This is a genomic window from Streptomyces sp. NBC_00510 (assembly GCA_036013505.1).
In the GTDB taxonomy this organism is placed as follows: Bacteria; Actinomycetota; Actinomycetes; order Streptomycetales; family Streptomycetaceae; genus Actinacidiphila.
The window spans coordinates 71,259-95,657 of sequence record CP107851.1 but is presented as its reverse complement, the minus strand read 5'-3'; the positions used below and the strand labels follow the sequence as shown (position 1 = coordinate 95,657).

The 24,399-nt window shown below is 70.8% G+C and carries 18 protein-coding genes and 1 pseudogene; 4 read left to right on the top strand and 15 right to left on the bottom strand.

The window, feature by feature from the left end; genetic code table 11:
- Window positions 1–107: 107 nt before the first annotated feature.
- From OG937_00405 to OG937_00390, 4 genes are all read right to left on the bottom strand, one after another.
- Complete coding sequence (locus OG937_00405) at window positions 108–923, bottom strand: hypothetical protein (protein ID WUD70295.1); 816 nt, start codon at window positions 921–923, stop codon at window positions 108–110.
- Window positions 923–1,624 (bottom strand): SAF domain-containing protein, encoded by a 702-nt coding sequence (locus OG937_00400; protein ID WUD70294.1) that lies wholly within the window; start codon window positions 1,622–1,624, stop codon window positions 923–925. Before OG937_00400 ends, OG937_00405 begins: the two co-directional genes overlap by 1 nt.
- Window positions 1,625–1,649: 25 nt before the next feature.
- Window positions 1,650–2,357, bottom strand: coding sequence for an ATP/GTP-binding protein (locus tag OG937_00395; protein WUD70293.1), 708 nt, complete (start codon window positions 2,355–2,357; stop codon window positions 1,650–1,652).
- A gap of 206 nt (window positions 2,358–2,563) precedes the next feature.
- Window positions 2,564–2,980, bottom strand: a complete 417-nt coding sequence (locus OG937_00390) for a hypothetical protein (protein WUD70292.1) — start codon at window positions 2,978–2,980, stop codon at window positions 2,564–2,566.
- 647 nt (window positions 2,981–3,627) lie between these two features.
- Between OG937_00390 and OG937_00385 the strand changes: the two genes are divergently transcribed.
- On the top strand, window positions 3,628–4,959 hold the full coding sequence (locus OG937_00385) for a DUF2637 domain-containing protein (GenBank protein ID WUD70291.1): 1,332 nt from the start codon (window positions 3,628–3,630) through the stop codon (window positions 4,957–4,959).
- Between the two features lie 620 nt (window positions 4,960–5,579).
- Window positions 5,580–7,397, top strand: coding sequence for a serine hydrolase (locus OG937_00380; GenBank protein ID WUD70290.1), 1,818 nt, complete (start codon window positions 5,580–5,582; stop codon window positions 7,395–7,397).
- A gap of 1,251 nt (window positions 7,398–8,648) precedes the next feature.
- Here OG937_00380 and OG937_00375 read toward each other — a convergent pair.
- From OG937_00375 to OG937_00325, 11 genes are all read right to left on the bottom strand, one after another.
- Window positions 8,649–9,734 carry a hypothetical protein gene (locus tag OG937_00375; protein ID WUD70289.1) on the bottom strand — a complete coding sequence of 362 codons (1,086 nt, stop codon included), beginning with the start codon at window positions 9,732–9,734 and terminating at the stop codon, window positions 8,649–8,651.
- Window positions 9,735–9,773: 39 nt separating this feature from the next.
- Entirely contained in the window at window positions 9,774–10,739 is a 966-nt protein-coding gene (locus OG937_00370; protein ID WUD70288.1) for a replication-relaxation family protein, read from the bottom strand.
- The gene (locus OG937_00365; GenBank protein ID WUD70287.1) at window positions 10,736–13,402 is read right to left on the bottom strand and encodes an ATP/GTP-binding protein; all 2,667 of its coding nucleotides are present in this window, start codon (window positions 13,400–13,402) and stop codon (window positions 10,736–10,738) included. The genes OG937_00370 and OG937_00365 overlap by 4 nt, the downstream gene beginning before the upstream one ends.
- Window positions 13,384–14,040: a hypothetical protein gene (locus OG937_00360; protein WUD70286.1), complete on the bottom strand. Its 657-nt coding sequence runs from the start codon at window positions 14,038–14,040 to the stop codon at window positions 13,384–13,386. Before OG937_00360 ends, OG937_00365 begins: the two co-directional genes overlap by 19 nt.
- Window positions 14,037–15,011: an NlpC/P60 family protein gene (locus tag OG937_00355; protein WUD70285.1), complete on the bottom strand. Its 975-nt coding sequence runs from the start codon at window positions 15,009–15,011 to the stop codon at window positions 14,037–14,039. Before OG937_00355 ends, OG937_00360 begins: the two co-directional genes overlap by 4 nt.
- A 149-nt stretch (window positions 15,012–15,160) precedes the next feature.
- Window positions 15,161–17,599 (bottom strand): hypothetical protein, encoded by a 2,439-nt coding sequence (locus tag OG937_00350; protein WUD70284.1) that lies wholly within the window; start codon window positions 17,597–17,599, stop codon window positions 15,161–15,163.
- Window positions 17,599–17,946, bottom strand: a complete 348-nt coding sequence (locus OG937_00345; GenBank protein ID WUD70283.1) for a hypothetical protein — start codon at window positions 17,944–17,946, stop codon at window positions 17,599–17,601. Before OG937_00345 ends, OG937_00350 begins: the two co-directional genes overlap by 1 nt.
- Window positions 17,943–20,564: an ATP-binding protein gene (locus tag OG937_00340; GenBank protein WUD70282.1), complete on the bottom strand. Its 2,622-nt coding sequence runs from the start codon at window positions 20,562–20,564 to the stop codon at window positions 17,943–17,945. Before OG937_00340 ends, OG937_00345 begins: the two co-directional genes overlap by 4 nt.
- A complete protein-coding gene (locus OG937_00335; protein ID WUD70281.1) occupies window positions 20,561–21,088 on the bottom strand; it encodes a hypothetical protein in 528 nt (175 codons plus the stop codon). The genes OG937_00340 and OG937_00335 overlap by 4 nt, the downstream gene beginning before the upstream one ends.
- On the bottom strand, window positions 21,085–21,429 hold the full coding sequence (locus OG937_00330) for a hypothetical protein (protein ID WUD70280.1): 345 nt from the start codon (window positions 21,427–21,429) through the stop codon (window positions 21,085–21,087). The genes OG937_00335 and OG937_00330 overlap by 4 nt, the downstream gene beginning before the upstream one ends.
- On the bottom strand, window positions 21,426–22,370 hold the full coding sequence (locus tag OG937_00325; protein ID WUD70279.1) for a conjugal transfer protein: 945 nt from the start codon (window positions 22,368–22,370) through the stop codon (window positions 21,426–21,428). The genes OG937_00330 and OG937_00325 overlap by 4 nt, the downstream gene beginning before the upstream one ends.
- Window positions 22,371–23,709: 1,339 nt before the next feature.
- On the opposite strand from OG937_00325, the gene OG937_00320 reads away from it, so the two are divergent.
- Window positions 23,710–23,979, top strand: coding sequence for a prevent-host-death protein (locus OG937_00320; protein WUD70278.1), 270 nt, complete (start codon window positions 23,710–23,712; stop codon window positions 23,977–23,979).
- Window positions 23,969–24,097, top strand: a pseudogene (locus OG937_00315) (VapC toxin family PIN domain ribonuclease). Before OG937_00320 ends, OG937_00315 begins: the two are co-directional and overlap by 11 nt.
- Window positions 24,098–24,399: the final 302 nt, after the last annotated feature.

The window sequence follows — 24,399 nt, the reverse complement described above, 5'->3', positions numbered from 1 at the left end:
CGGGTGGCATCGGATCGGCGTAACCGTGCGGCCCCTGCTGCCATCGCCCCGTGGCGGCAGGAATCCGCTCACCAAGCGGGGCAACAGAGGGATTCTGATGGAGCGGGCTAGCGCGCACCGGCCACCGCCTTCCCACTCCCAGCCCCGGGCGGTCCCAGACGGGCCCGCCGGGTCGCCACCAGCTGCCGCAGCCGGGTCGTCGCCGACCGCACGCCCCGCATCAGCTCACACGCCTCGAACTTCCTCGGCTGCGGAGCCCCGTCCGACAGCACCGCCGCCTCGCCAGGCCGCCACGGCAGCGTCGCCACCACCTCCACCTGCAGCTGCCGCTGCACCTCCTCCTTCACAAACGGCCCGCAGTCGATCAGCACCAGGCCGATCTCCACCGCGCTGCCCAACTGCTCACGCAGCGCCAACAGCCGCACCTGCGCGCCCTGCAGACCGCGCAGCGTGTTGCGGGCCACCAGCAGCACCACGTCCGCCCGTTGCGCCAGCACCTGCGACGACCCGAACGCGCCACGCCGCCCCAGGTCAACCAGCACATCGTGCCGGTGAGCCTCGATCCCAGCGAACATCGCCGCCAGCTGCTCCCACACCGGGCCCATGGACGAGGCATGCGCCGGGTCGTACAACCCCGGCAGCACCAGCCGGTCTCTGCTGCCGGCGTCGGTGACATCCACCAACTGCCGCCAAAACGCCTCGCCCAGCTGGCCCTGCCGTCCGGCCAAGGCGAGATTGCGCAGGCCATGCGTAGCGCCGAGCGTGCCCTGGAACGCGCCGGGCAGGATCGCCCCGCCATCGGGATCACACTCCGCCAGCACCACCCGGTGCCCCGCCTCCAGCGGCCAAGCCAATAGCAACGCCATCGCGGTGGTGGTCACCCCGGGTGCACCAAGCCCCCCGGCCAGAGCAATGACAGCCATCAGCTGCCATCCCGGGCCGCAACGATCACAGCGACATCGCCGGTGGCGACACGGGAGGCCAGAGCGGGCCCGTCGGCGGCTGGGACAGCTACATCGACCACCACGACCCCGGTGGCGGTCGCCGGTCTGCCGACCGCGACCACGGTGGCGGCCAGCGTCTTGGGCGTACTGTCATCAACGGAGGCGCTACCGGGGCCGGACACCGCATCCGGATCCGGCGTGCTCACGATCAGAACCCTCTGCCCCGGCACGAGTGGTGTGGCAGGCAACTGCGACGGCTTCACACCGACCCCGACCAACTGCTCGCCCGGTCCCAGCAAAGACCTGGTGGTCACCTGAGACGGCGCAAGCAAAGACCCGGCCTTCAAGCCGATCGCCGCCCGCCGGCCGACCAGAGAGTCGGCCTTCGAAGCCTTCACAGACTGCACCGCCGGATCCAGCGCGAGCGATGCGGTACCCAGGTCATCCCTGGTGATCTGCGAACCGACAGGCACGTCCCTGGTAACGACGACCACGGCGGTGCGCTGCCCCGAAGAGGCATACAACACCGCACCGGACAGACCCCCGCCGGCGATCAACGCAACAGACAAGGCGATCAGGCCAGGGCGACGCCGACGCTGCCTGACCATCCGGGGCGCCGCCACCGGCTGCGTGGCCGGTCCGTACTGCGCCGGCACCGGGGGAGTGGTGGTGTTACTCACGCGCTGGGTCCTCCTGGAGCGCAGTTCACTGGCCGCCGACGACCTGCAGTTCGCCGATGCGGATCTGAACCTGCGAGGTGCGGGTGGTGGTCAAGTCGCCCTGCTGGCCGCCGCCGACCCAATGCACCTGCCACGTCGAGGTGGCTGTGACGGTGTACTTGCCATGCGGCTGCCAGGCCGACGTGGAACCGTAGACGTAGCCGCAGTCGGGGGACTTCCGCAGCCCATACGAGGCCTTGTACGGCGTACCACCCGCCGAGCAGACGACGGTCCCGCCGTCACCCAGCCGCCACACGATCTTGCTCACGTGTGCGGTTGCGGTGACGGTGATCGCCCCTGCGGTGGCGCTGGCCGATGACGGGCCCGCAGTGGCCTGGCCCTTGGTGTTCCACAACCACACCGGCACGCCGATCGTGCCGCCTTTGCTGTCCGGGGCCGGCGCGATCCCGATATCCGGCCCCTCGATCGGCAGCTTCCTCACTGCCTCCTGAGCCAGCCGAGCCGGGTCGACGCCGCCGCCCATCCCCGGTGGAGGGTTCTGCAGCCACTGGATCGGCGGTCCCTCATCGGGGCAGTAGGCCTCGTAGACGGCGCCATCACCTGGTTTGTGGCTCTCCCATGCAGGGTCGCCGGCGGGTGGCTGTGGGTCGGCCAACTGGTAGTAGCAGTTCGGACTCCACCAGCCAAGATCCTTGAGGTGGCAGGGCACCTCAACGTTCTGCAGCGTGTCCATGCACTTTCGCTCGCCGCCACCGGAGCCGCTGCCATCGCCCCCGCTCCCGCTACCAGGCTTTCCGTCATCGTCAACGACCTTGATGACGCACGGTCCGTTGACCCACGGCGGAGGGCACACGACTTCCTCATGGTCGGCCCAAGCCGGAGGGCTTCCAGTGAGGGCAAACAGCACGCTCAGGAGGCCAGGCACTACAGAGTGACGTCTCAGCATGCCCGATCTCGTTCCGCGTTACCGTCGATGACGAGCCATCGATCGCCAACTGTTCGCAGCGCCGCCGTCGAGATGTAGCGCCTCCTCTGATTCGGTGCGGACACGCTCCTTCTGGTCTTCTTGTCGACCGGGGTCCAGTTCGCGTTGTCGAAGCACACGGTGAGCGTGGCACGATGCGGCGTTATCCCCAGATCCACCGATGAGCTCTTGACCTGAAACTTAGGCCTGCCGGTGTAGACGATGCCGTTCTGCCGGTTGAACAGGATCGTTCCCTTGGTGCCCGAAAGCGCCTTGTCCCAGGCATACTTCTCGATCCTGCTGCCCTCCAAGGTGCCCGTGGCGAAGGCCTTGGCCTGTGCATCGATCATCCCCTGGTAGGCAGCGGTGACTTGTCGTCTGGCCTCGGTCATCGCCGGGTCATCCGGTGGGGAGGGTTCGCTGACTTGAGCCGACTCTGGCGGCGTGGAGCGGTTCGCCGAAGGGGACTGACAACCGGCTAGCAACACCGCCGCAGCACAAACAGTGACGCATGTGGAGATTCTTAGCCGTCGCTGAGTTCTGCTCGATTCGTGCCGACGGTGGTGCGTCACCTTGCCTCCCCGTGGTCCGTTGCGCGTGGACGTGAGATCCGACCCTGAGCCCGGGTCCGGTCGTTTGCGCTCTGCGATGATCTGAACTCGTTCCGTAGTGGGCACGTTACGCAAGGGGTTGGAGGGATCTCATCTGTTTCAGTCCAACTCGCCAGTAACTTGGCTTGATTTGCGTCCCCTGCGGCGCATACGCCATGGCTTACTGGTGTGGCTACGTCGGGAGCGCCGACCGTCTGTCACGGTGATCGCGGTCCTGTCGCGTTGGCCGAAGCTGTGGGATCCGCTGTGTCCGACTGGGGTGCAGGCGCAAGGAGCGCCCTCGTAGCCACTGATTGCGGTGATGGCCGGTGGCCAGCGCCGGCCAAGCGTCCCATGCAAGCCAGTTCTTCAGTGCAGGGGTGAAGTCATGGTTGGGTGCGTGAGAGCGCGGGTTGATCACATTGTGTGACAGGAGAGGGTCGTAGGTTGTGGCGGGGGCAGAGCAGGTGGCCGGACGCTGGGGAGGCACCGGGCGGATCCTGATCGGTGTGGTCGTCACGGGCGCCGTGGTCATCGCCGCGATCGGCTTCGCGGGCTCGTACGCGGCCGTGCGCGAGCTGGCGCTGAGCAAGGGCTTCGGCTGGTTCGCCAACGTGTTCCCGATCGGCATCGACGCCGGGATCGTGGTCCTGCTCGCGCTCGACCTGCTGCTGACCTGGCTGCGCATCCCGTTCCCCCTGCTGCGCCAGACGGCGTGGCTGCTGACGGCGGCGACGATCGCCTTCAACGGCGCGGCGGCCTGGCCCGACCCGCTCGGCGTCGGGATGCACGGCATCATCCCGATCCTCTTCGTCGTCTCGGTGGAGGCGGCCCGGCACGCGATCGGCCGGGTCGCCGACATCACCGCCGACAAGCACATGGAGTCGGTCCGGCTCGCGCGCTGGCTGCTGGCGCCGTTCGCGACCTTCCGCCTCTGGCGGCGCATGAAGCTGTGGGAGCTGCGCAGCTACGACGAGGTCATCCGGGTCGAGCAGGAACGTCTCGTCTACCGGGCCCGGCTGCGCGCCCGCTACGGCCGCGCCTGGCGCCGCAAGGCCCCGGTCGAGGCCCTGATGCCGCTGAAGCTCGCCCGGTACGGAGTGCCGATGAACCCTCCCGGCCTGGCCGGGTCGGCTGTCGTGGGCAGCGACCTCGTCACGTCCACTGCGGCGGTCACGGCAGATGTGCCGATGCCGGTGTTACCGGCCGCATCCGGGCCGGAGAGCCGGGCGGTCGTTGGTGACCTGCAGGGCTCCACCATCGCGGGCAGCGGTCTTGGCGCCGTGCCGGCGCACAGGGCAGCAGCCACCGAGGCCGTGGTCTGTCGCGTCACCGTTGCGGTAACCGAGGTGACGCAGGCATCCGGCGCAGAGCCGGCCCCCGAAGCGCCCGCCGGCGCGCAAGCAGCCGATCGGGAGGGGGCCACCCGGCAGCTGACGATGGTCGACCGCTACTACCGGGCTTGGGACGAATGCCTGCGCTCCGAAGGCGTCGAACCCAGTGACAAGGAACTGTCGGCCTACCTTGCCGCCCACGGTATGACCGGACGAGGCGGTGGCCCGGTCAGCCCCTCTACTTTGCGCCGCTACCTGCCGGAGTTCCGCATCTACGCCGTCTGGTGTGACCACCTGGAGCGCCGGGGTGTTGCCCCGGATGAGTACCTTTTGGCCCAGTTGCTGACCGACCGCGGCATCGTCGCCCAATACGGTGCCATCTACACGCCAGGCAAGCTGATGCCATTCGTGGAGAACTTCCCGCGCCGCCGTGCCGCATTGGCCTGAGGCCAGCTTCTGCCGCGCGCAGCCGGGCTGCGCGCCGTCGTCATCGCCCTCCTGGGCAATCTGTTCTGACCCTCCCCGCACGATGACCGCGGTGATGGTGGTGGTCGGGGCGGGCGTCTCCGGGAGGACGCGCGGATGCTGATGGCGCACACCGGACAGGTTGAGGGTGCGGCGGGCGGCGGACGCGGTCTGTGCCTCCGGCTGCGCCGCGGAAGCGGCGGGGGCGGGGTCGGCGGCGGTCGGCTCCTCGACGGCGGCCGGGTCCTCGCCGCGGGCCGGGAGCGTCCACCCGGTGACCGACGCCTGATCCTGGAGCATGCGTGTACGGCGGTAGCGCGCGCATTCCCAGGCTCCCCATGCCAGCATGGGGTGGAGGGGCGGGTTGTAAAACCCGTTACCCCGGGTGGCCTGGGGCGCTGGGAGAGACGGTCGACGAATCAGGACAGCAACCCGTCGATTGAGACTGCCCGCCGAACCGGTTCTGAGTGTCGCTCGAGAGGCCCGCGCGGAAGGCAGGAGGGGGCTACTTCCTTATCCAGCCCGGGGCGAGACGGGTGGATGCCCGCGATCCTCTGGATGGCGTCACACCCCAGGGGGGCCTAGGCAAGCGGAGTCGACCAATGATTGTTACCGACTGGCAGGCACGCCACGGCCTCACGGCGGCAGACCATCAGACCGAGTTCAACCGGCTCACTGCGCACGGTTACCGGCTGATCAAGATCTCAGGCTACGAGCTGGGTGGAAAGCCTCGGTTCGCGAGTGTGTGGGCCATGCAGGGCGGAAGTTCCTGGCAGACACGTCACGGTATCTCCGACACCGAGTACCAGGCCACGGTGGCGTCGTTGGGCGGCAATGGTTTCCGACCAGTCGACCTGTCGGTGTTCCGCTCAGGCGGCAGAGTCCTGTTCAGCGCCATCTGGGAGCAAGAACAGGGCCTGGAATGGGTCGCCCGGCACGGCCTGACCGGGGCCGAGTACCAGTCCTTGTTCGATGACCTGTCCCGCCGGGGCTTCCGCCTGCGCTGTCTGTCTCCCTACGAGGACGCGGGCGGAGCGCGGTTTGCCTGTATCTGGGACCGCTACGCTGGGCCGGCCTGGTCGGCGAGACATGGTCTGTCCGACGCGGAGTACCAGCACGAATTCGACAGCCAACATGATCGGGGCTTCCGACTCGTCCGTGCCGTGGGCTACGCGATCGGCGGCGGCATCCGCTACGCGGGCATCTGGGAGCAGTCGCCCGGGCATCCGGGGAAAGCGGCGCACGGTGTGGCGCACAGTGATTACCAGAGCCAGTTCGACGCCAACACCCGAGCCGGCCTCCGGCTGGTCGATGTCAGCGGATTCCGGGACGGCGGCTCAGCGCGCTACACCACGATCTGGGAGACCACGCCCGAGGCCGACGTCAGCCGCGACGCCGCGACAGGCCTCATCGTGCCCTTCATGCAGAAGTGGGCAGTTCCGGGTTTCTCCTTCGCTGTGGCCAGCAACGGCTCGATCAGATCCGCGCGTGCCTTCGGCTACGCGAACCGCATCACCCGGGAGATCGCCACACCGGACCACCGCTTCCGCATCGCGAGCGTCACCAAGCCGATCACTTCCACGGCCGTGCATATGTTGATCGAACAAGGCCGGCTCACTGCCACGGACCTGGTATTCGGACCGGGCGCCCTACTCGGCACCACCTACGGGACGCAGCCCTACAGCGCACGTGTGCGCGCCGTGACACTGCAACACCTGCTGGAGCACACGGCGGGTGGCTGGGTCAACGACAACAACGACCCCATGTTCCAGCAGATGGCTCTGAGTCAGGACGCTTTGATCACCTGGACTCTCGACAACCTGCCGCTCGTCAACAACCCGGGTACGACGTACGGCTACTCGAACTTCGGCTACTGCCTGCTCGGGCGGATCATCGAACGTGTCACCGGGATGTCGTACGGCGAGTTCCTGCGTCGCACCGTGCTGGGCCCCAGTGGTGCCGGGCAGGCGTTCCTGGCCGGCGCCACGGCCCGGGACCGAGCTGCTGCGGAGGCCATGTATGTCGGCCTTGACCGCGCCGCGCCCTACGAAATTCGTGTCGACCGCATGGACGCCCACGGCGGCTGGACCGCGACACCAGCTGACGTGCTGCGGTTCTGCTTCGTAGTCGACGGTTTGCCGTCGCCCCCCGACCTGCTGCAGCCGTCGACACGCATTGCGATGACGACCGCGTCCGCGGCCCGCCCGGTCTCGGCGACGACCCCGGGCTATGCCCGGGGCTGGGCGGTCAACAACGTCGGCACCATCTGGCACGACGGTACGCTGCCCGGCACACAGTCCATTCTCGTGCGCCCATCCGACGGCCGCGCCTGGAGTGCCGTTTGCAATGCCGGACGCCCGGGCACTGCCCTCGACGATGAATTCGACACCCTCATGTGGAAGGTGCAGCAGACGGTCTGACGGTCTGGGAGAGCAGCACACAGCAGCGAGCCGTGTCTCGGTCCCCGAGCAGCCCGGGCAGGGTGAGCAAGACGAGCGCGGTCAGCGCCGCCGCCACCGGCCAGGCGCCGGTGACCGTGCCGACGTCACCCCGACCGCTCGTCACCGCCCTGGTCCGAAACCTGGTGGAGCACGGTCACTGGCCGCCGAGTACCGGCCCATCTCCGTACAGGGCCGCGAGGTCGATCAGGAGAGCCCCAGCAACCCGCCTTGCTCCGCCGCTTGGGCTTGTAAGAAGAACGGGTCTGTTTCCCATGTGGTGGTGACGGAGCGTCATCACTGATGTGCCTGGTCCGGGCTGCGAGGAGAGCAGTCACAGACGTGCCGCCGAGCGGGCGGAGCGCGGTGTCGACGGTCGCGTCACCCGTGCTGGTCTGGAAGGGTTACTGCCAGTCGCCGCAGCTACTTACCGTTACCACCACATGTGAGACAGGGCCGTTCCATGGACAGACCCTGAGCACACGCAGGGCGGGCCTGAACGGGGACGACCTTGAGCGGCCTTCCGCGGACTTCTCCCCTTCGTTTCGGATGGCCGCGGGTAGCTACCGCGAGCAGTGTGCCCAGTTCGTAAGACCTTGATATCAGGGCGTCAGGCATCCGTAGTCGATCACCCCGTCGAGGACCGTGTGGATAGCCCGTCTCGAGCGGCGTGCAGTACACCGGCTCTGGCGCTTGTTTCGTCGGCTGGCGGCGTGTGGTCTGCCATGCGCAGAGCACTCGCTTCACGGCGGCGCATACGGGGGAGCTGCTCCGTCAGATCGTTGTCGAGCGCCCGAGCACTGCCGTCTGGCCGATTCGGGCCGGTGATGACGGCGGTCCCGTATATCCCATGCGGGAGCTCGGCTCTGGACCAGAGGCCGGCGAGCGCCCAGGCGGCAGCGTTGAGGAGCCGGTCGGGTCCGAAGGCGCCAGCATGGTGTGCGTGGATGAGCGCCCGGCGGTGGTAGACCGCGCCATCGACAGCGCCGCTGAGGATGGAGCGCAGGGTTCGGCGTTGTCTGACGTAGTGCTCGGGCAGGTCGAATGTCTCGACTGCGCCGGTTGGTTCGAGTCGTACCGCGGTGACCATGCGTTCCCTCTTTTCGGTGTCCTTGTGAACAGTGGAAGCTGCCGGCCGCGCCCCTCGGCGTGGTTCGGAGACGGAGCCGCCCTGTGCGCCGCTCAGGTCCTGGCGGCACAGGAGCCCTGGGAGCTGGGCCTTTTGGCGCAGGGTCATGGCGTCGTGCCGGTGCGGCAGGGGCATTTGCGGGCGCGCCCGTCTTCTTCGGTGAGCCAGCCGTAGTCGCAGGCTCCGCAGTAACTGGCCGGCCCGGCGGCCGGTGGTGGTGTGGCTGCGGGTGGTGACCAGTGTTCGAGGTGCCGTTCGAGGTCGAGCCAGGTGGGTTCCCGTGCCATGTCAACCGCCGCCTGAGTCAGGACCTCCTCCGCCGTGCCGGCGGCTGCCAGCGCGGCGGCGGTCCGGGCGAGGCGTTTGTGCCCGAGTACCGGAACCGGGTGCCCTCGGCGGTGCCGGGCCTCCGCCCACGCCTCGGCGACCCGGGCGCCGGCAGCCGGCGGGTTCACCAGAACCTGCCCTGCCGTTACGGCTCCGTCCCGGCCACCTGCGTCCCTCCGGGGCTGGACTGGCGATCGCGACAGGTCGGGTACAGCGGGGAGCAAGCGTTGTTCCGGGCGCCTGCTGGTCTCTGTCTCCGGAACCGATACGGCCGGGCCGTGATCCGGGGGAGAGGAGAGAGAGAAGTCCTTTCCGTCTTGTACGTGAAGTCTTGGTTCTTTAGCCGACGGGTCACCGACGATCGGGTCACCGACCGCCGGAAACCCGTCACTCGGTCCCACCTGCGATTCAGCGGCATCTTGGCTGGTCACCACCGAGTGACGGGATCCCGTTACTCGGTTCCGCCGTGGCGTGGCCGGCTCACCTTCCCCCGGACCTCCTGCAGCGCGCGTCGGGAAAGAGCGGGGGTCGAGCCACACCGGCTCCACCCGAACGGCTCGCGCATCGCGGACTTCGGCGAGCATGCCCTTGACGTCTTGCGTGGTGAAGGGGAGGTCGGTCACGGAGAACTGGGTGCGCCAGGTCCCGTTGGTGGCGTCCTGGATTTTCAGTTTCACGATGTAGCCGCAGGCCACCAGATTCCGCATGGCTTTGGTCAGCGCTTCCCTGCCGGGCCTGCGCTTGCGCGCCAGCGACGCGACGGTGAAGTCCGCGCCGTCCGGGCAGCGCAGCGCCATCGCGAGCAGCCCGACGTCCAGCACGCTCAGGCGCGCATCGTCGACGGCCCGGTTGTCCAGGGCCACGAATCGTGGTGGCCGGCTGCGCAGTTTCCTCATCGGCGCCTACAGGTCCATCCACGAGCGGCGCTCGTCCGTGCCGGACAGGGGTGTCCATACCGGGCCCGAGGCTCCGTGCTGCTCGAGGTCCTCAAGGACTGCCGCGCCCAGCTGTACCTGTCCGGCCAGTTGGGTGACCAGCGGGTGCCCGGCGGTCATGGCGCGCAGGTCGCCGATGCGGCGTTGCAGAGCCTGCAGGCCGGCGCCAGTGAGGATGAACAGCACCCGGGGGAACTTCGGGTAGAAGCGTTGCCAGGCCAGCATGGCGTTCTGGGCCGCGACGGTGCCTCGACGCCCTGGCGACTGCGGGAGATAGTCGTGGAATCGGGCGTAGGAGATGAGCTTTCGCGACAGGCGCTCGCTGCTCATGGTGGTGCGGTCGACCTCGACGAACGCCCGGTACTGCAGCCGGCGGGGTGTGGTGGCGGTGTAGTGCAGGACGGCATCGGCGATCAGTTTGTCCTCGCCGCCGGTGTCCGGCAGCCGGTGGGCGATCTCCGGCATCCAGTCCAGCGGCCCGTATTCGTCCCCGCGCGCCCGAGCGTCACGCAGGAAGGCCAGGTGGGCGCGCAGGACGGTGAGGGTGTGGGCGGCCCGCAGGTTCGCCTCGGTGCCACCGGACGGTGGCTGTACGGGGCGGCCGCGTAGTTCGGGCCAGCCGGTCACGATGCGGGTCCCTTTCGGGGTGAGGTACCAGGCACGGGTGCCGTTGCTGCGAGCCAGGACGGTGTGGGAGATCAGGGTGTCTTTCCGCAGTGTGTTCAGGACGGCGGAGGTGGTCTGGCGGTGCCCGTCGGGGGAGAGGAGTTCGTGTAGTTGGGGTGTGGTGGCCAGTCGGTGCTGTGCGAGGAGCGCGAGCGCCTGATGCGCGCTGGATTCTTCGGTGCGGGGCTGCCATGTGGGGTGCCCGTCGGTGTCGGTGTCGCGGGCCGCCGGTGTGGCCGGCCGATCGATGCCGGGCTTGGTGTTCATGCGAACAGCTCCTGCTCGGTGTGGGCGGTCGGCGGCTGGGAGGGTGCGGGCCCGGGATCGGTGGGACCGGGTCCTTGTCCTGTGGAGTGCGGGCCGGGCTCGGGACCGGGGCCGGGACGGGTGAGGAAGTCCCGGACGGCGGTTTCGTGGGTGGCGGCGATGGCGGTCAGTTCCGCCAGGGTCTGGGCGCCGGTATGGGTGTGGGCGGCACGGTGCAGGGCGCGGGTCTTGTCGGGCCGGGCCAGGTGGCGGAACACCTCGTGCAGTTCGGGGCCGCGGATCTGTAAAGGGCCGACGCGTGTGCCGGCGACGGTGAAGGACGCGAAGTGCTGGTAGCGGCCGAGTTCGGCGGCATCTGCAGGGCTGACCTGGTCGCCCCACTCATCGGTGATGTAGCGGACGGCCTCCACCGATCCGGCCGTGGTGGACAGGCAGGACGCGTTTTGCAGCAGCGCGGTCCGCACGTCCGGGTTGATGCGGTGCAGCAGTTGCGTCATGCCGTGCATCCGCACGCCGAACTTGCGGAGCTGTTCGGTGATGTCCGCCAGTGAGCTTGAGGCGGCCCCGTCCAGGGAGATCAGCTCGTCTAGATACAGCCGGAATGGGGTGCGGTGGCGTTCGGGGGTGTCGCGGCGGGACAGCCCGGCGCGCAGCATGTCCCGGACGATCATGGAGGTGAGTAGGCGGTCGGTGGGGCCGGTGCCGGCTGGGCAGATCCACACTATTTGTGAGGTGTCCATGGCGTGTCGCATGTCGTAGCTGCCGGTGGGGGAGCCGAGGAAGGCCTTGATGACCGGGGATGCGGCGAGCCGGTCGATGGGGTTGAGGACGGTGGGCAGGGCGTCGGCGGGGATGGCCGGGAAGGAGGTGGCCCACCACCGCTTGGCATCGTCGTCGAGCCGGGCCACGGCCAGGGTGCGGAAGAGCGGGTCGGTGAGCAGCGCACGGATTTGGAAGATCGTGGCCTGGCAGCCTTCCTTGCCGGCTGCCACCGCCTGGGCGTTGATTTCGGCCAGCGCTTCGACGGCCTTGGTCAGGATCGTGATGGCCCGTGGGGCGTTGGCATCTGCCCACCCCAGACTGGTGGCGAAGGCGTCGACGACGGCGGCGGTGACCTCGTGCGGGGCTGCTGCTGTGGTCATGCTGAGCGGGTTCCAGCATGCGAGGTGGTCGGTGGGCTTGCGGACGGTGAGGTCGAACAGCCGTGCCCGGTTCATGATCTGGTGGTGGGCCAGGTAGGGGGCGACGGTGGTCCAGGAGTCGCGGTGCGGGTCGACGAACGCCAGGCCGCCGTGGTGGTGGGCGACGGCGACGGCCTGGACCAGGGCGCGGGTGGTCTTGCCCCAGCCGGCCTTGCCGACCTGCACCTCGAACAGGGTGTCGGCCTCCCAGGTGGCGAGCAGCCGTTCGGTGCCGTCCGGCCCGCGGTGCCAGCCCTGCGGCAGCAGCTTCTTCTTCGGCTGGTAGGTGGGGATGTCTGCGGCCAGCAGCGGCAGCCGCGCATGCATGGTGGGCGGCTTGAGCAGTCCTGCCAGCTCGTCGATCCGCGCCCAGGAGTCCCGGCCCGGCTTGATGCGACCGCTGGCCCAGCGCTGGTCGAACCGCGGCCGCCACGGCCAGAAGTCCGGGCCGAACCGCAACGGTCCCCACGACCAGCCCACCGACGACCAGCGGGTGCGCGCTGCGTATATGTCCAGTGCGGCCTCGACGTGGCGCAGTCGCCGCTCGGCCCGCCCCACCTGGTGGGAGGAACATCGCACCAGTAGCTGCACGCGGACCAGGCCGGTGTCCTCCAGGAGCTTGCCCAGCGCCTTGTCCCGGTTGATCCGCGGCGGCCGCGGCGGCATCATCAGCCGCCGGGTTGCCGTGCGCTGTGAGGGCGGGAGCAGTAGCTGGCTCAGCTGCCGGCCCAACGAGTCCTCCAAGGTCGCGGCGTCCTGACGCATCCACCGTGCCTCGCGTTGCGCTTCACGGCGAGCCTGGCGGCGGGAGGCGTCCAAGACCTGCCGCCTGCGAGCCGCAAGGCGCCACTTCGACGCCGGCGACAGGTCGATGCAGACCTCGGCGAGGTCTCCAAGGTCGGCGCGCAGGTCGGCGACGGCGTCGATCAGCGGCTGCAGCGGGTCCGGCTCGAGCGGAACCTCCCGCAGCCGGGAGCCGGCGGTGCCGTGCAGCGCGAACACCGCGCGCATGGTGCGCCGGTGCTGCTTGTCGGCGATCGGCCGGGCCGGGGCGACTCGCACCCGGGTATAGGGGGTCTGCTGCAGCAGATGCGCCGCCGATGCGGGTGCCTCTACCCGGTACGTCAGCGGCCGGGTGCCGTCCGCGCGGAGCCGGATCCGCACCGTGCGGGCATCGCGTGGTGCCCACCACGGGCCGGCCGAGGCGGCGCGCATGAGCTGGGCGCCGAACCGCAGGATCTCTTCCTCGGACGCCTCGAACTGCCGGGAGGGCACTAGCTCGACGAACATGCGCCGCTTGAGAGCGACGGTGGCCAGGTGATGCCGCGTAGCCTCCCAGCCGGCCCAGCAGACGATAGCGGTCAGGCTCAGCCACCACGCATTGGCCGCCAGCCATACGCCGGCGTACCAAGCCCATGCCAGCAGATCGGTCGCCGCGTTCAACGACGGGCTGTCGGCGGAGGTCACCGGGCGGGGGTCCATGAGTCTCCCTTGGGCGCGAAGCGGATGGTGGCGGTGCGGCCGTCGAGGAAGGTGCCGGCCGGGTCGGCGCCGGCCCACACCAGCCGCACGACGGCCCCACCGGGGTGGTGGGGGTCGCGGCGGGTGGCGGCGGCCTGGATCCGGAACCGGGTGTAGGTGGCCTGCGGGGCGGGATCGGTGAAGTAGCCGGGCCAGCGGTTACGGCCGGTGCCGGTGGCATCCGCGGTCCACACCGCCTTGGCCAGGGCGGTCAGGCGGCGGGCGGAGGCCTTGGGCAGGTCCGGCGCCGTGGCCCGGTCAAGAGCGTGCTGCACCCACGGGTCGGCACCTTCGCCGGCGCCCGGTGGCGGGAGGGGTGCGCCGGCGGCGGGATCCGGCGTGGAACCGTCCGCCGTCGCGGGTGACGCAGGTGCCGGCGCGTGCGGGGCCGGGGAGGGGCCGGCCGCTGCTGCCGGGTGGGGCTCGACGCCGTGGGCGGTGGGGGAGAGCGCGGCCCGCTCCGCCGGCGCGACGCCCGCCGGATGCGGCGGACCAGACGGTGCGGACAGGGCGACCAGCCCGGTGCCGGTGATGGCCAGGACGGTAGTGACGGCGAGCATGGCGGGCCCGGAAAGCCGGGGTGTCGTGCGGGTGTTCATAGGATGCGGGCTCCTCCGGCGTAGTCGGGCAGGGCGGTCAGCGCATCGATGCGCACGCTGGTGCCGGGCTTGGGGGCGTTGATCATCTGGCCGCTGCCGAGGTAGATCCCGACGTGATGGATGCCGGCGTTGCTGTTCGGGTCGGGGCCGTAGAAGACCAGGTCGCCCGGCCGTAGCGCGCCGTATCCGGCGGAGGCGGGGATGCGGCGGCCGGCCGAGGCCTGGTTCTCCGCGAGGCGTGGCAGGCTGATTCCGACCTGCGCGTACGCGTACAAGGTCAGGCCGGAGCAGTCGAAGCCCACGACCTGGCGGCCGTCCTGGCGCTGCCCGGGGGAGCAGCAGATTCCTGGCGAACGACCGCGGGCGGTGCCGCCGCCCCACGAGTACGGCACCCCCTGCTGGGCCAGCGCCGCAGTGATCACGGTGCGGGCGTCGCCGGTCGCCGCCGCGCCGCCACCGGTGGTGGCGTGGGTGGTGTCGTAGCGGTGGATCGCGTTGACGACGTCGGTGACGTAGGCGGTGGAGTGGTTGTAGGAGTACACCGCGGCCCGCAGCTGATCCTCGTCGGTGAGGTCGCGGCCGTCGCCGCACAGGTAGGTTGCGGCCGCGAGGGCGGCGTCGTCGGCGTTGTGCGGGTCGATACGGCCGTCGCCGTTGCCGTCCCGCCCGACGGCGGTGAAGGTGGCGGGCAGGAACTGGAACGGGCCCACGGCCCGGTCGAACTGACCGTCGCCGTCCCAGCGGCCGTTGTCGGTGTCGCCGATCGCCGTGGTGTTGCCGCCTGCGCCGGAGCCGTCCAGGCGCGGCCCCAGGATGCGCGGGGTGATGTCCCCGCCCGGGCTGATCGTGCGGCCGGTCGCGCTGTTCGACTCGATGGCGGCGATGCCGGCCAGGACCTGCCACCGCATCCCCCGGCACCCGGGCGACACCTCGTGCACCGCCTGGGCGCCGTGGACGATGGCAGTGAGCATCCGGGCCGGAATCCCCGTCACCGCGGCGATGCCGCTGCCCACCGCAGTGCTGCTGATCCCGGCAGCGAAGATCGCAGTCAGTGGGCCAGCGCAGCACACCGCGGCGATTAGCATCAGCGTCACCAATAGGCAGGCTCTGCGTATGGCCTTCACTGCTGGTTACCGCCCTGGTCCCAGTCCCACAAGGACCGCTGAGCCTCCATCAGCGCCTCGAACACCCTGCGCCGGTCGGATGCCGGCCCGCTATCCGGCAACGACCGGGCCGGGTGCGGATCGCGGGGCTCGGACTCACCACCGGCGCTGCTCGCCCCCAGCAGCCAGCCGCCCACGGCGGCGTCCCGGACGAACGCGCGGGCGTGCATCGCCGGGTCGTGGACGTCGATCGCGGTGGCCAGACGCTGCCCGGCATGGGCGGTGACGCGCTGGATCCCGCGCCCGGCCTGGCCCCAGGCGTGGGCGTCATCGCGTACCCGTACCGCGGACACCTGCAACTGGTGGAGAGCGTCCTGGGTGAAGTCGGTGACGTGCTGCCGGCCGACCGCAGCCCGGCGGGGCAAGCCGAGCGTCGACCCGTACGCGAAGCGGGCGCCCTGCCGGGCGATGCGGTAGCTGCGGAACCGGACGGCCCGGTTGTGGAAGCGGGTGCTCAGCAGCGTGCGCTGGGTGTCCGGGTCGTGGAGCAGGACGCCGTGTCGGTCGACGACCGGTGCCTCGCCCGGGGCGATGGTGTTGCCCTGACCGTCCTGTTCACCCGGGCCGACGGGACGCCGCATCAGGGCCAGCGCTTCGTCGTCGGGGCGGCGCCCGATCAGCGTGGCGTAGGCGCCGCGCAGGCCGAGGGTGGCCGCGGCGGTGGCCACGCCGAGCGGGGCCAGGCCGCGGCGGGCTTCTGCCAGGGCGTCGCCGGCGAGACGGCCGGTGTCGGCGGGCATGCCCGTCCCGTCGGTCATCGCCAGCGCGTGGGACAGGAACCGGTGCCGCAGCAGCAGTGCGCCGTGCGGTGCGGACAGTCCTCCCAGCCCCAGGCCGCGCCCGCCGAGGCCGGAGATGTGGGCGCCGATCGCGGCGCCGAGCTCGCTGTTGTCGCCGGGCAGGTGGGTGCCACCGACCGGGGAGTACCGCATCCGCAGCGCGAGGCGCTGCCCGAACTGGGCGGTGGCGGCCATCAGCCGCCGGTGGAAAGCGAGCGCGGCGATGGCGAAGGCGTCCAGCAGCAGCAACCGCTCCACCATCAGGCCCCCGCCGGAGGTGGTGAGGAGCGCGTCGACGCCGATGCCGAACATGGGGATGGTCATGGCGGTGGTGAACATGACCATCACCGAGGCCAGGAAGACCCCGATCCACCGCCACACGGCCATGCGGGACGGGCCGGGCAGCATGCCCCAGATGAAGGTGACCGACCCCATGGCGGCCGCGGCGACGTCGGCGGCCTGGGTGCCCAGCAGGATCAGCGCCAGCGAGACGGCCATGGCCGTGACGACCACGGCGGCGACGCCGAGCAGCAGGACCCCGCCGATCCGGTCCCACGACGGTGCCCGGGCGTAGTCGGCGGCCTGCTTCCCGGCGTTGCCGGCGTGGTCCAGGTCGTCCAGCAGGGCGCTGAACTCCGCATCACTGGGGCCGTCGTCCAGTGGCGAGGTGGCGGTGCCGTTGCAGTAGTCCTTCGCCGGCCCAGGGATTCGGTCGCACGTGCTGGAGTCGCCGTGCTCGACCGCGTCGTCGCCCCTGACCATCTTCAGGTGCGCGGCGTAGGCGGCCCGGTTTTCGGGCTTGCCGTCGTCCAGCAGCCGTCCGTACTGCAGTAGTTGGAACGGCTTGACGACCAGCGCGTTGGTCAGGGCGTCCTGTACCGACTTCGCCACGTCGGCCTCGCTGCCCACCGTCGGGCCGGTGCAGCCGGCCGGTGCGGGGCGGTCCACGCGGTCACAGGCCGCACTGCCAGGCCTGCTGGTCGGAGTGGCGCCGAAGTAGGAGTTGCTGGTGATCGCGGCGAGCTCGACGGCAGCCTGGTGGGTTTGGTCCAGCGGCCCGTCCTTGGCGAGCAGGTAGTCCGGCCGTACGAACACCGACGCCGCCAGCGCCGCGATCAGCAGCGTCAGGAAGATCTCTCCCAGGCCCCGGCCGATTTTTCCGCGGGCGACCAGGATCAGCCCGAACACGAACGCCCACGACAGCAGCACGCCTTCCAGCCCGATCGCGCCGACCACGTGGGTGGTGTAGGCGTCGGAGACGGCCTGGGCGGGGCGGAGCATCGCGGTCAGCAGCGGGAAGGTGAAAGCGAACCTGATCAGCCAGCACGCCAAGCCGACCAGGAGTCGCACCATCGAGAACAGTCCGCCCAGGATGAGCGTCTGGAACTGGCGGGTGACGTCGGTGATGGAGCCGCCTTCTGCCCGCAGCTCGTACCCGCTCAAGGGGGCCCCTTCGCTGGTGGTGACGTCCAGCGGGGCCAGCAGGCCCCCGCCGCCCGCGGCGGTGGCCGCGTGGTCGGCGGCAGCGGCCACGCAGGTGTTCACCGTCACGAACACCACCACGAGCAGGGCGACGAATCCGGCCGAGCGGAGCGTGCCGCGATCCAGGCGCCTCATCACCGCCCCCTCCTGCGCCCTGCTGTGACGGTCAGGGCGACGGCGGCCGCGATGGCCGCGGTGGAGAACCCCACCAGCCACAGGCCCTGACCGGACGCGCCCCCGGACACGGCGACCGACGTACCGGCCTGGGGCCCGCAGTAGGCGCGGGCCGGACCGGCGATCAGGTCACAGGGCCCCTGGCCGGTTGCAGACGAAGCGACGACGCTGACGGTCTGCCCCGACGGGCCGGTCGTGGCGGCCGCCGTGGGACGGGGCAGCGCCCAGGCCGCTGCCAGGCACGCCACCAAGACCAGGACCGTCACGGCCACGAGCAGCAGCCGCCCGCGGCTGCAGCCGCGGCTCATCGGGAGCCCCCGGGGGCCGCCGGTGCGGGGTCCGAGCCGGGGGTGGTGAAGATGGCCTGCTGGATGCGGGGGACGGGCGGCACGTGCACCTTGATCCGGCCGACCTGCATGCGCGGGTCGCGCAGCAGCATCTCGCCCTCCCGGCCTACCTGGCCGACCGGCGACAGGCCGGTGGTGACCAGCCGGATCAGGTCCTCGGATGCGCTGTCCAGGCCCAGGAACGCGAGGCCCTTGGCGGCGCGGGCGTGGTCGCTGGTGCGGGCCAGCAGCTTGTAGGCCAGCAGACCGGCATCCGGGCCGAGTTCGTCGACGTCGTGCGCGCCGAGGATGACGCCCGCGGCGTGCTTGCGGCCGTCGTGGAGGATTTCGGCGACCAGCGCCGAGCCTTCCGCGCTCGAGGTCAGCCAGTAGCACTCGTCCAGCGCGATCGCGCAGAACCGGCTGGTGTCGGTGAAGGCGGCCTGCCGGGCCAGGGCGGCGATCAGATACAGCACTGCCCGGCCGATCAGGGCCTCCAAGGGCTGCTGGCGCAGCACGTCGGGGGCGGCGAACGCTTCCTTCGGGGGCAGGGTGAGGCCTGCGGTGGTCACGATGACCATGTCCGAGCCGAGGTCGCCCTCGAGACGGACCGGCGGCAGGCCGGGGTCGAACACCATTGCGGCCAGCGGGTTCGCGGCGACGATGCCGGTCAGGTCGGCCATGGTGGCTGCCGCGTCCCGCCGCATGCCGGGCATCTGGTCGTCGGCGGCGAGCGCGGTCAGGGCGTGAAGGACGTGGACCATGGACGGGGCCGGCTGGGCGGCGGCCTGTTCGACGGCGTGGTGGAGCACGGCGCCGGCGGCGCTCATGGGTCCGACACCGAGCTGTAGCGTTAGGTAGGACAGGGCGTAGTGGGCGCCGGTCCGGCCGCCGAAGACCCGCAGCGGGTCGATCGACAGCGTCGCATGTGCGGCGTCGATGACCTGGCAGCCCTTCCCGGTCGCCGAGCGGCCGAAGGCCGCCCACTCCTTGACCGGTGTGCGGTCGATGACGATGGCCCGCCCGCCGCGGTCGACCACCGAGCAGGTCAGCAGCTTCTCCACGACGCTCTTGCCGGCGCCGAGGTCGCCGACGACGCCCACCGACGCGGAGGCGTTGCGGTGCGGGGCGTCGGCGATGTCCAGCAGGACCGGGCGGATGGTGCCGCAGTCCAGATCCACCCCGACCATCAGCCCTGTCGGATCACCCACCGCCATGGCGGTGAAGGCCCCGGAAGCGGCCCAGTCCGGGGAGAGTTGGTGCTGGGTGAACTCCCGCACGACGCCCGGCCGTACCGCGCCGGGCAGGCCGAGCGTGAACAGGTGCTCCTGCATGCCGTGCGGGCGGATCGCCCGGTAGTCCGCCCCGGACAGCACCGCGGCCAAAGCCCGGGCGCGGGCGTCGCAGGTGTGCGGGTCCTGACCCCAGACGGTGAGCACCGTCACCGACTGGACCTCGACCTCCACGCTGCTGCGCGACAGCCGTGCGTCCTGCTCGGCCAGGTCGCCTGCGGCGTGTGGCAGCGAGTGCGGCATGCCGGTGGGCTGCGCGCCGTACTGCTCGGCCTGGTCCAGCAGCTCCCGCTTCTTGCGCTGCACCTGCTCCTTGGCCTTGTCCGCGGGCACGATCTGCAGGTCGACGGTGAAGTCCACGGGGAAGTCCAGGCCCTCCAGCTGCGCCAGCACGTCGGAGGCCTCCACGGCCCGGGCGGCGGGCAGTTCAGCGAGCGCCAGGTGGGCCTGGTAGGCGGTGCCGGCCTCGCACTCGACCTGCAGCCAGCGCCGCACCAGCGGCGAAGCACCGTCCTCGCGACGCCACCACGGCCGCCGGTCCTCGCGCGCCCGCATCCTCTTGCCTGTGGTCTGGGCGCCGTCCTCGGCCGGTTCGGCTTCGCCGAAGGCGGCGGAGCGGCCGCCTTCGGCGAGCCGGACCTGCCCCAGATCCGCGTAGGAGGGGGAGCGCAGCCGCCCGTCACGCACCGCGCCCCCGTACAGCACCGAGGCCTCGGCGTCGGCCAGCAGCGGCTCGTCCAGTCCCCGGTGCAGGGCGTGCTGGACCATCCACACGATCTCCGCCGGGGACGCCGGCTGCACCGTCAGACCGCCTCCGAGCGCCGCCTGCACACGCTGCGCGCGCTCGGCGTACTCGGTGACCTCCGCCTCGGGCACCGGGGCTGGCGGCAGCCCGGTCGCGGCCGCAAGCTCCGACCACATCGAACCGAGCGTGGCCGACAGCTCGTACCGGCCGCCCGGCACGGTCAGCGGCACCGCCAGCCACAGCGTGCGGCGGTGCATCTCCTGCCCGGCCAGCAGCTCCAGCGACGCCGCGGCGGTCTGCGTCCACGCCGGCAGCCGCCGCCAGTCCAGCCCGGTCACCATCTGCTCGGCGATCTCACCCGGATCCACCCGCGCCGCCAGCCCGAACAACCGCGGCGCACCGGGCAGCGACCGCACCAGCCCCGTCACCCGGCCCAGCAGCTCATCACGCACCCGGGCGGGCACGTAGCGGCCGCCCATCGGCGCCACCCGCCACACCGCCCACACCGCGCCCGAGACAGACCACACCAGATGCCCGGCGATGTGCCGGAACGGAAGCCTCATCCCACACCCCCCGCAGTACCGGCCCGCTGCAGCAGCCCCTCCAAGCCGGTGACCGGCCGCGCCGGACGTGAAGGGCGGCCGGTGCCGCCGCCGTGCGAGGACCTCGCCCCATGGCGGGCCGCGCCCACCGCGGCGGGCGGGGCGGCTTCGATGACGAACACGCCCGTCAGGCGGGTGGGCCGGCGGTCGCGTGCGGCGCGGGCGCCGATCCGCCCACCCTGGGGGAGGGCGGCCAGCGTCAGCCACCCCTCCGCCGCCGCCCACGGGGACCGCCCCCCGATCTTCGCCCCGCGCACCGCCCAGACCGCCAGCCCCCACACCACCACCGGGACCGGCCCCAGCCACGACCACCACGCGAACGTCTTGATCAGCACCATCGCGCCACCGGCCATGACCACCAGCTGCGCCGGGGTGTAGGGGCCGAACGGCAGCGTCCAGTCCCCGACCTTCCCCAGCACCCACGGATGCCGGCGGGCCGCGGTGTAGACACGGGCGACCCGGGCCCGCTCCACTGCGGCGCTCACAGTGCACCTGCCGCGTTGCCGGGAGCCCGGTACGGCGGCGGACCGGGCAGATCGGTGACCGTCCGCACGACCGGCGCGGCGCCGTGCGCAGGATGGTTGATCTCGTCGCTGAACGCGTCGGACAGGCTGTCGCGGGATGCGTAGATGCCCATGCACAGCGCCAGGCCGATCAGCGCGCCCAGCCCGGCCTTCAAACTGAACTTCCGGGCCGCGGTGACGACTGCGATGGTCAACAGGACGATGGGCAGCGACTTCTCCGCCCAGTCCCCGGCCAAAGAGAGCAGGCTGTTGCCGACGTCGGCGAACTTCCCGGCCAACTGCACGGGTGCGGTGACGATCACCGGGCGCCACCTCCGGCCGCGGCGGGCGGGGCGGGGGAGACCCGGCCCGTCGTGGTGGTGGGGGCACCGGCATCCAGGGCGGTGACCTCCCAGCGCCCGTCCCGGGCCGTCAGCGACAGGTCGTAGGCCAGCGGCCACTGGTCGCCGGCGGCATCCGTCGCGCTCACCTGCGTCCGGACCTTCGCTCGTCGGCCGTCCTTGGGCACCGGGCCGTCAGCGGTATCGGTGTCGGTCGCGACCTGATCGACGACCACTGCCGTGTAGCCGGAACCCCGCACCGCAGCCAGGGACGTGCCCGGCGACAAATACCGGTCGACCTCGCCGACCCCGGTGAGGTAGGCCGCGAAGAACTCCTGCAGCGACCTCGCCACCACCCCGCTGCCCGGCAGCAGTCGACCGATCGACGACTGGGGAACCGACGCCGCAGCCGGACCGGTGACCTGAGCCGGCGCCGCGGGCACCGTGAACGCACCCGCCCCACCTGTCCCGTCGCGTGACAGCACCGGAACGGCGAAATATCGCACCACCGAGCCCGCCCCGCCCAGCAGGGTCGACGAAGCGCCAGCCGCAGGGCCGGGCGCGTACTGCGCAGCGACGATCACCGACCAGCGCCCATGGGCCAGCCGCACGCTGCGCACCGCAACCGTCCGCTGCAACACCTGCGCCGTCGGCCGCCCGGACCGCTGCGGCAGCGCCACCGCCGGAGCCAGTGCTCGTACCGCCTGCGCAACACTGCTGCTCTCCTGCGCACTGTCGCTGCGCAACCACAAATCGGTGAACAGCTCGGCCACACCGGCCGGGTCCACGCTGCGCACCGCCGCGCCGCTGGAGGGCTGCGGCTGCGCAACCGCCCCCGGACTCCCCGGCATTGCGCACTGCGCAGCAAGTGCCAGCGGGCCCGCCGCCAGTGCCGCCCACACCACGGTCCGGGTCAGCAGCACACCCCGGCGGGTCGCCCTGACTGTGCGCAGGGCAGGGCGCGGCGTGTCCAGCGGCGGCGACGCAGAGGCCGCCCTCGATGAGGGGCGTTGGCGGCGGAGAACGGAGACGGCCATAAAAGGGCTCCCAAGCGGATAGGTGCAGGTGACGCCACCCATGAAGCCCCGCACCGCTCACCGATCCGCTCACCGATGTGAGGGGTCTGACATCACGGTTCGGCCTCAATAACGCCGGTGAGTTCCCTGGTGAGAACGGTGAGTTGAACCACGGCACTCACCATCTGAGGTCACAGCACGCCGCTGTCACAGGCACAGATCAGCCGACCTGTCAGGCGCTTGCAGGCGGAGGGACCCGGTAGGGCACTGGACCTTGAACTCGAAACGGCCCGCGACCCGATGTTCACGGGCGTTGTGACGGTGGTGGTGACTACCGAGGCGCCAGGAACTCGCGCCGTGGAGCGGTTCCTGTACGCCCCTGCGCAGTGGCAGGGGTAGTGGGGCGAGGTGGCTGCGCAGACTCGTCGGGCAGTGGATGCGCAGTGCGCATCTGCGCCGGTGAGTTGGTTGCGCATCCCTGGTCAGAGGAAGGCGGGGACGGCATCGCTGTCCTGCGAACACCACTGTGGATCTGGTCACCGGCCCGCCCGAAACGTGAAGAGGGCCTCGGTGACTGCGGCAGTCTCCTGTCGATCCCGGCCCTGCCCAGACGACGGCTATCGCCCTGGTCACCGGCCGGCACATCGAGCGGCAGAAATGGGTCCGGGCGTAGTGGCGGATGCCGCATCTCAGGCCGTGACCGGTGCACCCGACCCCGCCTGCTGTGTCGGCTGGCCCGGTGAGGCCTGCCGCGAGCAGGAACGGAAGGCTTCCGGCCCTGCCCGGCGGGCCCCTTGCTCCCCGGTCTCCCGCTTGCCCATCCGTCCGCCGTCTAGCGCAACTCCCGCCACCGCCTGCCCACGGCACAGGCCGAAAGCCGGCAGCGCGGGACCCCGGCAGATGGCGGCCGGGGTCCCGTGCTGGGGGTGTGCATCACGCAAAGGGATTCAACGACCGGCAGCAGAAGGTGTCACGCCCCATGCACCGCCGGGTCCACCGAGGGCTGCGCGCTGGTCGGCGCCGGCGCCGAGCCTGTCCACACGGCTTGTGGCGTTGCTGCACCGCGCATCCAGCCGCTGTCCGTGCTGCTCGCCGTCGGGCATGAAGGTTTCGACCGGGACGCGGGCGTGGTGTCGATGGACCCCAGGCGGGCTCTTTCGCAGACACCGCTCCCCGCAGTGCTGCCGTCACCGACACCAGGTGCTACCTGGTAGCACCTGGTGCCACCTGACGTATGGTGCAAGGTATGGCAGCGCAGCCGGAGATCACCCAGCGCGATTTGCGTACCAGGTCGAAAGAGATCATGGACGCTGTTCAAGGCGGTCAGACCTTTATCATCACCCGGGACGGCCACCGCATCGGTGAGCTGGTTCCGCTGCGGCGGCGTCGGCGTTTCGTTCCCCGCGGCGAGTTCGCCGCCGTGTCCAAGGCTGCCCCGGATGTTTCGCTGGACGCGTTCCGGGCCGACCAGGAGGCCACTGCCGATCAGGAGCCGGGTGATCCCTATGCCCGCTGAGTATCAACAGGGCCTGCTGGACGCGAACGTCATGATCCTGCGCAAGTGGGTGGGCCCGGAAGAACTGCCCGCCGAGGTCGCGATCAGCGCCATCACCCCGGCCGAGCCTGCGCCGGGTGGCCGGATGCGCGACGCCGAGCGCGCCGAGCTGGAGCGGCTGCGGCGGGAGATGGGCGAGAAGAACAAGCGGATACGCGAGCTGGAGATGGAGCGTGATGTCCTCAAGCGATGCATGGTCCTCTGGGTGAAGTGACCGAGACGGACCCGGCCGCTCTGGCCGCGTTCATCGGTAATCAGAGGACCGAGCACCGCGTCCCGCACCGTCTGGCCTGCCAGGTGGTGGGGGTGTCGGAGTTCCTGGTTCTACAAGTGGCGCGACAAGCCCACAACCGCGTGTGAGGTCCGGCGCGGGCAGCTGGC